This window comes from Allobosea sp. 05T439, assembly GCF_056396005.1.
The window spans coordinates 90,350-102,424 of record NZ_JBFTKP010000001.1; the positions used below are offsets into that span (position 1 = coordinate 90,350).

The following is a 12,075-nucleotide window of genomic DNA, read 5'->3' on the forward strand; positions in this document are numbered from 1 at the left end:
AGGCGCAGGACGCGTGCTTTCAAGGAGGCCCGCCATGCGTGCCGGTTCAGAGCCTCAGGCAGCGGATGCGCGGCTGGCTCCGCCTATGCTGCAGACACTCCGTCATCAGCTTTCACGTTGCACCGGCGAGCACGGATGCTAGCCTTTGGTGATACCGTGCCGCCCTTGCGACTGCGCAGCACTATCGATGACGACAGGCCGGACCGGCCGAAGGGACTGATCATGACCTTGCTCTCCCGGCTCGCGCTGATTCTCGGTCTTGCCCTCGCCGCCACCCCGGCACTCGCCCAGAAGGCCTATATCCGCAACGATCTCCAGGCTGATGGGCAAAGGCTCGAGGAACGCCTGAAGCGCGACGTCTCGGCCAGCACACGCCCCGCGGCGGTCGCGCTGCGTGACGGCGAAGCTGCGCTCTCCCGAGGCGATGCCCGTGCCGCCCTGCCCCAGGCCAATGCCGCCGTCGTCGCCGATCCCCAGAATTCCGCCGGCTGGCGCCTGATGGCACGCGCCGCCAATGCGATCGAGCCGCGTGACTATCGTGAGCGCTGGGAACTGCGCGAACGCGCGATCAGTGCAGCCTACCTCGCCTATCAGCGCGCAACCTCCCGCCCGGACGAAGCAGCCTCGCTCGCGGTGCTCGCCCGCACCTTCGAGCGCAACGAACTCTGGCGCCCGGCCCTGACCGCCTATCGTCTCAGCCTCGATCTCCAGGACAATGCGCAACTGCGCACCGCCTATGAAGGCCTGCGCGAGAAGCGCGGCTTCCGCTTGCTCTCCAACAAGGTCGATGCCGATGCGGCGAGCCCGCGCGCCTGCTTCGAATTCTCCGAGCCGCTCGCCCGCGGGCGCATCGATTTCGCGCCCTATGTCGCGATTTCCGGCGGCAAGGGCGATTTCGCCGTCAGCGCCGAGGAGCGCCAGATCTGCGTCGACGGCCTGCGCCACGGCGAACGCTACGCGTTCGTCATTCGCCAGGGTGTGCCTTCCGCACTCCCCGACGAGAAGCTGCTGAAATCCGCCGATTATGAGGTCTATGTCCGCGATCGCACACCGTCAGTGCGCTTCACCGGCAAGAACTATGTGCTGCCGCGCACCGGTCAGCAGGGCATCCCGGTCGTCTCCGTGAATGCCGACAAGCTCGACCTCGAAGTCATGCGCATCGGCGACCGCAACCTGATCAACTCCGTCCATTCCGACGATTTCCTCAGCCAGCTCGGCAGCTACAACGCGGGCCAGATCGCGTCCGACAAGGGCCAGCGCGTCTGGGCCGGCGCGATGGACGTCAAGTCCGAGCTCAACAAGGATGTGATCACCGCCTTCCCGGTGCTGGAAGCGGTCGGGCAACTCAAGCCCGGGGTCTACGTGATGTTTGCCAAGCCGACGGGCGGACAGGCCGCGCAGCCCTCGGGCGACGGCGACTATGACGACGGCTCGACCCGCGCGACACAATGGTTTGTCGTCTCCGATCTCGGCCTGACCTCCTTCTCCGGTCCCGATGGCGTGCATGTGCTGGCGCGCTCGCTCGCCAACGCAGCGCCGATCCCGAATGCGGTGCTGCGCCTCATCGCCCGCAACAACGAGGTGCTCGCCACCGCCCGCACGGATGCGAAGGGCTATGCCCGCTTCGATGCCGGCCTTGCCAAGGGCCAGGGCGGCAATGCGCCGGGCCTCGTCACCGCCCTGCTCGACGAGGATTATGGCTTCCTTGACCTGAAGCAGACTGCCTTCGATCTCTCCGATCGTGGCGTGAAGGGCCGCGTCGCCCCGGCCGGCCTCGACGCCTATCTCTATACCGAGCGCGGCGTTTATCGCTCCGGCGAGACCGTCTATCTCACCAGCCTGCTGCGGGATTCCGCCGGCGCTGCCGTCACCGGCCTGCCGCTGACTCTGGTGGTGAAGCGACCGGACGGTGTCGAGTACCGCCGCCGTCAGGTCGAGGATCAGGGTGCCGGCGGGCGGGCTCATTCCATCCCGCTGATCTCCGGCGCGCAGACAGGCACCTGGCGCGTCCAGGCCTATGCCGACCCGAAGGGCGCAGCCATCGGCGAGGTTTCCTTCCTCGTCGAGGATTACGTGCCCGAGCGCCTCGAGCTGACGCTCGCGCCGAAATCACCCGTGCTCCAGGCCGGCGAACCGGCCGAGATCGATGTCAATGCACACTATCTCTACGGCGCGCCGGGCTCCGAGCTCGACGTCAACGGCTCGACCACGATCCGCGCCGCCGCGAAATCCGCCATCCCGGGCTTCGCCGAGTTTCAGGTCGGCCTCACCGACGAGGCCTTCGAGTCGATCCAGAGCGACCTCGAGGAGAGCGCCACCACCGACGCCGCAGGCAAGGCCACGATCTCGGCCGGCGTGCAGCAGCCCGAGACCAACCGCCCGCTCGAGGTCGAGATCACCTTGCGCGTCGGTGAGCCGGGCGGCCGCGCCATCGCCCGCTCCGTCACCTTGCCGATCGTGCCGAAGGGCGCCGCCATCGGCGTGAAGCCCCTGTTCAAAGATGGCGAGCTCGGCAATGGCCAAACGGCGAGTTTCGACGTCATCATGGCCAATGGCGACGGCCGCCGCCTTGCCAAGCCGGGCGTGAAATGGACGCTGTCCAAGGTCAATCGCAACTATCAGTGGTTCTTCCAGGATGGTCGCTGGAACTATGAGGGAGTGAAGACGACGCGCCGCGTCGCCGATGGCGAGGTCGCCGTCAGCGAGACGGCCGCGGCCCGCATCGCTGCCCCGGTTCAATGGGGCAATTACCGGCTCGACGTCGCCTCCGATGGCTCCGACGCGACCGAGACCAGCGTCTCCTTCACCGTCGGCTATGAGAGCGACAAGACCGCCGACACGCCCGATGTGCTGGAGGTCGCGCTCGACAAGCCGTCCTATGCGATTGGCGAGACCATGCAGGTCAGGCTCTCGCCGCGCTTCGCGGGCAAGGCAACGCTCGCCGTCGTCGGCGACAAGCTGAACKAGATCCAGACGATCGACATCGCTCCCGGCGGCAGCACGGCCTCGATCCCGGTCAAGGCGGAATGGGGTGCGAGCGCCTATCTCGTCGCGTTGGCCCACCGCCCGATGGATACCGCCGCCCAGCGCCTGCCCGGGCGCGCCATCGGCCTGTCCTGGTTCTCGATCGGCAAGGAACAGCGCACGCTCCAGGTCGACCTCGGAGCGCCCAATCTGGTGCGCCCGCTCTCKACGCTGTCCCTGCCGGTCAAGGTCAGCGGGGCACGCGCCGGCGAGGAGGCTTTCGTCACGGTTGCGGCRGTCGATGTCGGCATCCTCAATCTCACCCGCTTCGAAAGCCCGGACGCCAGCAAGTACTTCTTCGGCCAGCGCCAGATCGGCCATKAACTCCGTGATCTTTACGGCTATCTGATCGACGGCATGCAGGGCGTGCGCGGCACCATCCGCTCCGGCGGTGACGCAGCCCCTGCATTGCAGGGCGAGGCGCCTACGCAGGAGCCGCTCGCGCGCTATTCCGGGGTGGTCAAGCTCGGCCAGGACGGCACTGCGAAGATCGATTTCGAACTGCCCGCCTTCAACGGTTCGGTCCGCGTCATGGCTGTCGCCTGGTCGCAAGGCCGCACCGGCCAAACCAGCACCGACGTCATCGTGCGCGACCAGATCGTCGCCCAGGCGACGCTGCCGCGCTTCCTCGCGATCGGCGACCAGTCGCGCTTCCATCTCCAGATCGACAATGTCGAGGGACCCGCGGGCCCCTATCTCGTCGATCTCGACGTGAAGGGGCCCGTCCTCGTTGCCGCCGATGCAACACGGCGCACGCTGACGCTCGCGGCCGGCGCCAAGAGCCAGATGACGATCCCGGTCACGGCGGCGGGTCTCGGCCGCGCCGAGTTCGATGTCCGGATCAGCGGCCCGAACGGCGTCGGTACCGTGCAGAACCTCGCGGTGCGCGTGCAGCCCTCGGCCAACACGATCGCCCGCCGCATCGTCCGGCCGATCCCGGGCAATGGCGGCTCTATCACCGTGTCGTCGGACCTCCTGGCCGATCTCGTACCGCGCTCCGGCCAGGTCTCTGTCTCCGTCTCGCCGCTGGCCGCGCTCGACGTGCCGGCGATCCTGAAGGCGCTTGACCGCTACCCTTATGGCTGCACCGAGCAGACCGTCAGCCGCGCCTTGCCGCTGCTGCATGTCAACCGGCTGGCCAGTCTCGAGCAGCTCGCGCTCGATGCCAACGCCGACGAGCGCGTCAACGGCGCAATCGAGCGCGTGCTCACCCGCCAGGGCGGCAACGGCTCCTTCGGGCTCTGGGGTGTCGGCGGCGAAGACCTCTGGCTCGATGCCTTCGTTACGGACTTCCTGACCCGCGCCCGCGAGCGCCAGTTCAACGTTCCGCAGATCGCCTTCAATCTCGCGCTCGACCGGCTGCGCAATCAGGTCGTCAACACCAGCGAGATCAACAAGGAAGAAGCCGCCGGCATCGCCTATGCGCTCTATGTGCTCGCGCGCAACGGCCGGCCCGTGATGGGCGACCTGCGCTATCTCGCCGACAACAAGCTGGCCGAGTTCGCCTCGCCGCTGGCACGCGCGCAGATTGGAGCGGCACTCTCGCTGCTCGGCGATCGCGGTCGCGGTCGCGCCGCCTTCACCAGCGCGCTTGCTGGCCTCCAGGAGGCGCGTGACGACGGCCTGTCACGGCCCGACTACGGCTCGCGCCTGCGCGACGGCACGGCGGTCCTGACCCTGATCGCAGAAACCAATGGCGAGCGTGCCGACATCGCCCGCGCTTCCGCAATCGTCGAGAGCGCCCGCGGCTCCGCCCGCTACACCTCGACCCAGGAGAACATGTGGATGGTGCTGGCGGCTCAGGCCATGGCCAAGGAGGCCGAGGGCATGGCGCTGACCGTCGACGGCACCGAGCGCAAGGGCGCCTTCTACCGCACGCTTTCGGATGAGGCGCTGGAAGCAAAGCCGCTCGTCATCGCCAATCCCGGCGCCGCCTCCGCGCAGGCCGTGATCACCGTTGCCGGCATTCCGACCGCCGCCGAACCCGCCCTGAACCAGGGCTTTGCCCTGGAGCGGACCTATTACACCATGAAGGGCGAGAAGGCTGATCCGGCGCGTCTGCGCCAGAACGAGCGCTACGTCGTCGTGCTGGGGGTGACCGAGCCCTCGGTTCGCTACGGGCGACTGCTGCTGGTCGATCCACTGCCGGCCGGGCTCGAGATCGAGAATGCCAATCTCACGGAGGGGGCATCGACGCAGGGGTTGAGCTGGCTGAAGCAGGACGTCACGCCGGTCCACACGGAAGCGCGCGACGATCGCTATGTCGCAGCCTTCGAACGGCCTGGCTCGTCCAACCAGCCGCTCTCCTTCACGGTCGCCTATATCGCGCGCGCCGTCTCGCCCGGCCGCTATGTCGCGCCCGCAGCCGCCATTGAGGACATGTACCGTCCCGACCGCTTCGGCCGCACCGCCTTCGGCACGGTCGACATCGCCTCGGCCAGGTAAGGGCACGAAGGCTCGTGATCACGCAGGGCGAGCAAAGCGGCACCCCTCCTCCCTCCCCTTCGCAGGGTGGAAGGGGTCGACGTCGCTGGCTGAAACCCGTTGCGCTGGCATCAGCGCTCGGGCTTGCGCTCATGGGTTTGGCTGCCGGCTCCGTTGCCTTCTACGCCTCGACCCTCCCCCCACTCGATGTCTCGGCTGCGCATGACCGCTCGACCGTGGCGCTCGATCGCGAGGGCAAGCTGCTGCGCCCCTTCCTCACCGCTGACGGTCGCTGGAAGCTCCCGGTCGGCGTCGAGGATGTCGACCCGCGCTATCTCGCGATGCTGAAGGCCTTCGAGGACAGGCGCTTCGACAGCCATTCCGGGATCGACCCGGTCGCGATGCTACGTGCCGCCGGGCAGATGCTGATCAATGGCCGCATCGTCTCCGGCGGCTCGACGCTGACCATGCAGGTCGCGCGGCTGCTCGAACCGCGCGAGGAGCGCTCGCTTGCCGCCAAGCTGCGCCAGGCCGTGCGTGCGATTGAGCTGGAACGCCGCTTCAGCAAGGATCAGATTCTCGATCTCTACCTGGCGCTCGCGCCCTTCGGCGGCAATCTCGAAGGCCTGCGAGCAGCAAGCTTCGCCTATTTCGGCCGCGAGCCGAAACGTCTTTCCACGGCCGAAGCCGCCCTGCTCGTCGCGCTGCCACAAGCACCGGAGCAACGTCGTCCCGACCGCTTCGCCGAGACCGCCCGCAAGGCGCGCGACAGGGTGCTCGCCCGCATCGAGGCAGCAGGCCTCGTGACGCAGTCCGAAGTCGCGGCCGCGCGTGATGAGCCGGTTCCGACCGCACGAAGGGCCTTTCCCAATCTGGCGCCGCATGTMGCCGAGCAGGTCGTGGCCGAGGCACCGACCGTTCGCCGCCACCACCTGACCATCGATGCAAGGCTGCAGGCCAATCTCGAACAGCTTGCCCGCGAACGCAGCCTCGGCCTCGCCCCGCAGGTCTCGATTGCCGTTCTCGCCGTCGACAACGAGACCGGTGAGATCCGTGCCTCGGTCGGCGGCGTCGATTATTTTGCAGCCGAGCGCGCCGGCTCGCTCGATCTCACCCGTGCCCTGCGCTCGCCGGGTTCGGCCCTCAAGCCCTTCATCTATGCGCTCGCCTTCGATAACGGCCTCGCCCATCCCGAGACCATGCTGGAGGATCGGCCGGCGCGTTACGGGCTCTATGTGCCGGAGAATTTCGATCTCGGCTTCCAGGGCATGGTCAGCGCGCGCAAGGCCTTGCAGCTTTCGCTGAACGTCCCGACCGTGGAATTGCTTTCGTCACTCGGCCCGCAACGTTTCCTGTCGCGGCTGCGCGATTCCGGCGTCGCGATCGCCATGCCGAAAGAGGGCGGTGCGCCAGGGCTCGCGGTGGGCCTTGGTGGTCTCGGCATCACCCTGTCCGACCTGACGCGGCTCTATGTCGGCCTCGCCCGCGGCGGCGAGATGCTGCCGCTCAAGGTCAAGGCCGGCGATCAGCCGGCCGGAGAGGCGCCTCGCCTCGTCGATCCCGTCGCAGCCTGGTATGTCGCCGACACGCTCCTAGGCGCTCCGCCGCCGCTCAATGCCGCACCAGGGCGTATCGCCTACAAGACCGGCACATCCTATGGCTATCGCGATGCCTGGGCCGTCGGCTTCGACCGCAAGCACACGATCGGCGTCTGGGTCGGCCGCGCCGATAACGGAGCCGTGCCGGGGCTCGTCGGGCGCGTCGTCGCGGCACCGATCCTGTTCGATGCCTTCGCACGTCTCGGCCATGATCCGCGGCCATTCCTGCAGCCGCCGAACGCCATCATATCCTCGACATCGAACCTGCCGCCACCGCTGCGCCATCTCCGGCAGGACGTGCCCAAGACGCTGACCGCACTGGCCCGCCCTGGCCTCACGCTGGCCTTCCCGCCGGAAGGCGCGCGCATCGATCTCGCGGCGTCGGCCGTCGACGGGCACGCGCTGCTCAACCTCAAGGTCGCCGGGGGCGCCCCGCCCTATACCTGGCTGGTCGACGGGGCGCCAGTGACCGCACCGACCCGCCGCCGTGAAACCGCCTGGCAGCCCGGCGGCAAGGGCTTTGTCCGGATTTCGGTGATCGACGGCGCAGGCGCGAGCGAGAGCGTCTCGGTCAGGCTGCAGTAGCGCAAGGCATCAGCGCGGACTCAGCGATCCAGGCGCCGGCGATGCGGCCTGGATCGCCTTTCCGCACAGTTCATTCCGCGGGCTGGACCTGTGTCTGGCCATGCGCCGCGTCCTCGCCATGCACGGGCCGATGCGCCCGCGCCAGATAGCTATAGGCGACCGGCACCACATAGAGCGTCAGCAGGGTGCCGAAGGTCATGCCGCCGACGATGACCCAGCCGATCTGAGAGCGGCTTTCGGCACCGGCGCCATGGGCGAGCGCCAGCGGCACCGCACCAAGCACCATCGCGCCCGTCGTCATCAGGATCGGCCGCAGGCGCAGTTCCGCGGCCTCGACCAGCGCATCGACGAGGTCCTTGCCCTCCTCGCGCAACTGGTTGGTGAACTCGAGGATCAGGATGCCGTGCTTGGTGATGAGGCCGACGAGCGTGATCAGGCCGATCTGGCTGTAGACGTTGAGCGTGCCACCGCTGAAATACAAAGCCGCCAGCGCGCCCGTGATCGAGAGCGGCACCGAGACCATGATCACCACCGGGTCGATGAAGCTCTCGAACTGCGCCGCCAGCACCAGATAGATGAAGCCGAGCGCCAGGAGGAACACGATCGCGATCGAGGAGCCAGCCTGCTTGAACTCGCGGCTCTGGCCGGAATAGTCGATCTGCACCGATTTCGGCAGCACCTTGGCGGCCGCCTGCTCCAGGACGGCCAGTCCATCGCCGAGCGAATAGCCCGGCGCCGGCACCGCCGTGATCGTCGCGGAGCGCAGCTGGTTGAAGCGGATCAGCTCCTTGGGCGCGACGTTCTCCTCGATGCTGACAAGGCTGGAGAGCTGTACCACCGTGCCGTTGCGACCACGCAGATAGATCGACTGCAGCGCCTGAGGCGTGTTGCGATCCTCCCCGGCGACCTGCAGCATCACGTCATACTGCTCGCCGTTCATGTTGAAGCGCGTCACCTGCCGCCCACCGAGCAAGGTCTCCATCGTCCGGCCGATGATGTCGACGCCGACGCCAAGATCGCTGGCGCGCTGCCGATCGATCGAAACCTTGATCTGCGGCTTGTCCAGGATGAGGTTGGATTCGAGGTTGGTCAGCACCGGCGAGGAGGACGCCTCCGCGATGACCGCATCGACATAGTTCTTGATCTCGGCATAGGAATCCGAGGAGCGCAGCACGAACTCGATCGGCTTGCTGTTGGCTCCGCCGCCGCCAAGCGAGGGCGGATTGACCGCGAAGAGGCGGATGCCCGGAATCTGCGACAGCCCGCGATTGATCTCGGCAACGAGATCCTGCTGTTTGCGGTGGCGCTCTTCCCACGGCTTCAGCCGCGCGAATGCGATGGCGCGCGTCACGTCGGGGAAGCCGGTGATGACGAGATAGCTCTCGACTTCGGGAAGATTCTTGAAATACTCCTCGACCTGCCGCGCATAGCTCGCCGTGAAGCTCAGCGTTGCGCCCTCAGGCGAGACGCCGATGGCGTTGATCGTGCCACGGTCTTCCACCGGAGCCAGCTCCGAGCGCAGGTTTGTGAAGAAGTAATAGCTGCCGCCAGCAACACTGAGCGCCAGCAGCACGATGACCGGGCGCATCGAAAGCGCCCCACGCAGCGAACGGCGATAACCGCGGGAAAGCGCATCGAAACCGCGCTCCAGCACGTTGTAGAGCCAGCCATGCGACTCGTGCGGCTTCAGGAGTTTGGCGCACATCATCGGCGTCAGCGTCAGCGCGACGAAGCCGGAGACGAGCACCGCACCTGCCAGTGTCAGGGCGAACTCGATGAAGAGCTTTCCGGTACGCCCGGTCGAGAACGCCATCGGTGCATAGACCGCTACCAGCGTCAGCGTCATCGCGACGACCGCAAAGGCGATCTCGTTGATGCCGCGGATCGCCGCCTTGCTTGGTTCCATGCCGTTCTCGACATGGCGGTGCACGTTCTCCAGCACGACGATGGCATCGTCGACGACGAGGCCGATGGCGAGCACCATCGAGAGCAGCGTCAGCGTGTTGACGGTGAAGCCGAGCGCATACATCAGCGCGAAGGAGCCGATCAGCGAGACCGGAATCGTGACCAGCGGGATCAGCGTCGCGCGCAGCGAGCGCAGGAAGACGAAGATGATCAGCACGACGAGGACGACCGCCTCGCCGATCGTGGTGTACACCGCCTGGATCGAGCGATCGATGAAGATCGAGGTGTCGTAGGAGGTCGCGATCGCCATGCCGTCGGGCAGATCATCGGTGATCTCCGGCAGCGCCGCACGAACACCGGAGGAGACATCGAGCGGATTGGCCGTCGCCTGCTTGACGATGCCGATCGTCACCGAAGGGCGGCCGGCGAACCAGGCGGCGTTACGCTCCTCGCGCGCGCCGAGCTCGACCTTCGCCACATCGCTCAGCTTCACCGGAAATGCGCTGACATCCTTGATCACGATCTGCTGGAATTGCTCGGGCGTGGTCAGGCCGGTCTGCGACAGCACCGTGAACTCACGGTCGTTGCTCTCGATGCGGCCGGACGGGATCTCGACATTCTGCGCCCGCAGCGCCGCCTCGATCTCCTGTACGGTGATATTGTAGGCGGCCATGCGGGCCCGATCGAGCCAGATGCGCATCGCATATTGCCGTTGGCCGAGAATGCGCACTTCGGCGACGCCGGTGATGTTCTGCACCCGGTCGGCAATGAAGCGGTCGGCGAAGTCGGTCAGCTCCAGCGGGCTGTGCCGCGTGCTGGTCAGCGACAGATACATCACCGGCTGGGCGTCGGCCTCGACCTTGGCGATGATCGGCTCGTCGATCTCGTCCGGCATGCGCCCACGCACGCGGCTGACGCGGTCGCGCACGTCGGAGGCCGCGACATCCGGATCCACGTCCGGACGGAAGCGCACAGAGATGCTGCTGCGCTCCTGACGGCTGTTCGAGGTGATGATCTCGATGCCCTCGATGCCCGCGATCGAGTTCTCCAGGATCTGCGTGACCTGGGATTCGATGATCTCGGCGCTGGCGCCGCGATAGGTCGTGTTCACCGAGACGATCGGCTCGTCGATGTTCGGGTATTCGCGCACCGTCAGCCGGCCATAGGAGACGATGCCGATGAGGATGACGAGCAGGCTGAGGACGGTCGAGAGAACCGGCCGGCGGACGAAGAGCGCAAACAGGCTCATCGTGCGTCGCTCGTCTGCACCGGAGCCGGAGCATTCTTGACGGCAACGGCCGAGCCGTCACGCAGGCGCATCTGGCCGGCCGTGACGATCTGCATGGTCGGGGTCAGCCCCTTCACGATCTCGACCTTGCCCGGAAGGCGCTTGCCGAGTTCGACCGGCATGCGCTTCGCCTTGCCGTTCTCGACCACGAAGATCATCTTGCCGGTGCCATCGGGGACTACGGCCGTCTCCGGCACGACGAGCGCGTTCTCGCGCTGGTCGACGATGATGTTGATCCGCGCGAACAGGCCGGGCTTCAGGACGCCGTCGCCGTTCGGGATGGTGGCGCGCAGCCGGATCGCACGGCCGTTCACATCGACGATCGGATCGATCGCGAAGATCGTGCCGGTGAAGCCGGTGTCGGGCAGCGCATCGACCTTGAGCTGGATGGTCTGCCCGACCTTGACCCGTGTCAGGTAAATCTCGGGAACCCGGAAATCGACCTTCATCGGGTCGGTTGCGGTGAGCGTGATCAGCTCCTTGCCGACCGAGACATAGTCTCCGACGCTGACCGAACGCAGGCCGACAACCCCGGTGAAGGGCGCACTTATGGCGGTCAGAGCGCGGCGCGAGGTCGCGAGCTGCAGGCGGGCCTCGCTGGAGGCCAGTTGCGCCGTCGCCTGTTCGAGCGCGACCTGCGTGCCCGAGCCACGGTCGACCAGCGCCCGGTTGCGCTCATAGGTATCGCGCGCCAGCCGCAGATCCGCCTCGGCCAGTTTCACTTCGGCGTCGAGGATCGCCCGGTCGAGCTTGACCAGTTCCTGGCCCTTGGTGACGCGCTCACCTTCCTTGAATCCCAGTGCCACGACCCGGCCGGCGATCTCGGGAGCGATGACCACTGTTTCATTCGCGGTCAGCGTGCCCAGCGCCTGGACCTCTTCATTGACCGTTACGGCCTCCACCCGGCTGACCTCGACGGGCACGCCGGCAGCCTGCGGGTTCGCCACCGCGCGCGCTTGCGCAGGCTGCGCGCCAGCCTTGAAGCTGCGGTAGCCGTAATAGCCGCCGCCAGCGACGCCGGCGATCAGGAGGACAAGGACAAGCCGCTTCATAGGTCAGGGTGCTCCGGTATCGTCGCAAGCCCTATGGGACTGGACGATGCAGTTCAAATTACAAATCCGTAAGTGTGGTTTCATGACGGCCGCGACGGTTTAATGAACCAACCGGCTTTTTCGCATGCAAGACCGGAACCAAGACACGAAACAAGTCCGGAACGGGCTGCTGGCGGCAGATTTCGGGGGCCTGTGGCCG

4 protein-coding genes are annotated in these 12,075 nt (G+C 66.8%); 2 read left to right on the forward strand and 2 right to left on the reverse strand.

Features of this window, described 5'->3' with window-relative positions; genetic code table 11:
* The first annotated feature begins 222 nt into the window (after positions 1-222).
* Together AC1DIO_RS00410 and pbpC are read left to right on the forward strand one after the other, a co-directional pair.
* Positions 223-5,469, forward strand: coding sequence for an alpha-2-macroglobulin family protein (locus AC1DIO_RS00410; protein ID WP_476853074.1), 5,247 nt, complete (start codon positions 223-225; stop codon positions 5,467-5,469).
* 131 nt (positions 5,470-5,600) lie between these two features.
* The gene (gene pbpC / locus AC1DIO_RS00415; RefSeq protein WP_441504407.1) at positions 5,601-7,631 is read left to right on the forward strand and encodes a penicillin-binding protein 1C; all 2,031 of its coding nucleotides are present in this window, start codon (positions 5,601-5,603) and stop codon (positions 7,629-7,631) included.
* 70 nt (positions 7,632-7,701) lie between these two features.
* On the opposite strand, the gene AC1DIO_RS00420 is transcribed toward pbpC, so the two are convergent.
* Positions 7,702-10,785 carry an efflux RND transporter permease subunit gene (locus AC1DIO_RS00420; RefSeq protein ID WP_476775575.1) on the reverse strand — a complete coding sequence of 1,028 codons (3,084 nt, stop codon included), beginning with the start codon at positions 10,783-10,785 and terminating at the stop codon, positions 7,702-7,704.
* Positions 10,782-11,876 carry an efflux RND transporter periplasmic adaptor subunit gene (locus tag AC1DIO_RS00425; protein WP_441488001.1) on the reverse strand — a complete coding sequence of 365 codons (1,095 nt, stop codon included), beginning with the start codon at positions 11,874-11,876 and terminating at the stop codon, positions 10,782-10,784. Before AC1DIO_RS00425 ends, AC1DIO_RS00420 begins: the two co-directional genes overlap by 4 nt.
* Between the last annotated feature and the right edge of the window lie 199 nt (positions 11,877-12,075).

Bases quoted from the DNA above. Each gene is read 5' to 3' on its own strand.
- AC1DIO_RS00425 (WP_441488001.1), bottom strand. From the start codon at position 11,876: ATGAAGCGGCTTGTCCTTGTCCTCCTGATCGCCGGCGTCGCTGGCGGC.
- AC1DIO_RS00420 (WP_476775575.1), bottom strand. From the start codon at position 10,785: ATGAGCCTGTTTGCGCTCTTCGTCCGCCGGCCGGTTCTCTCGACCGTC.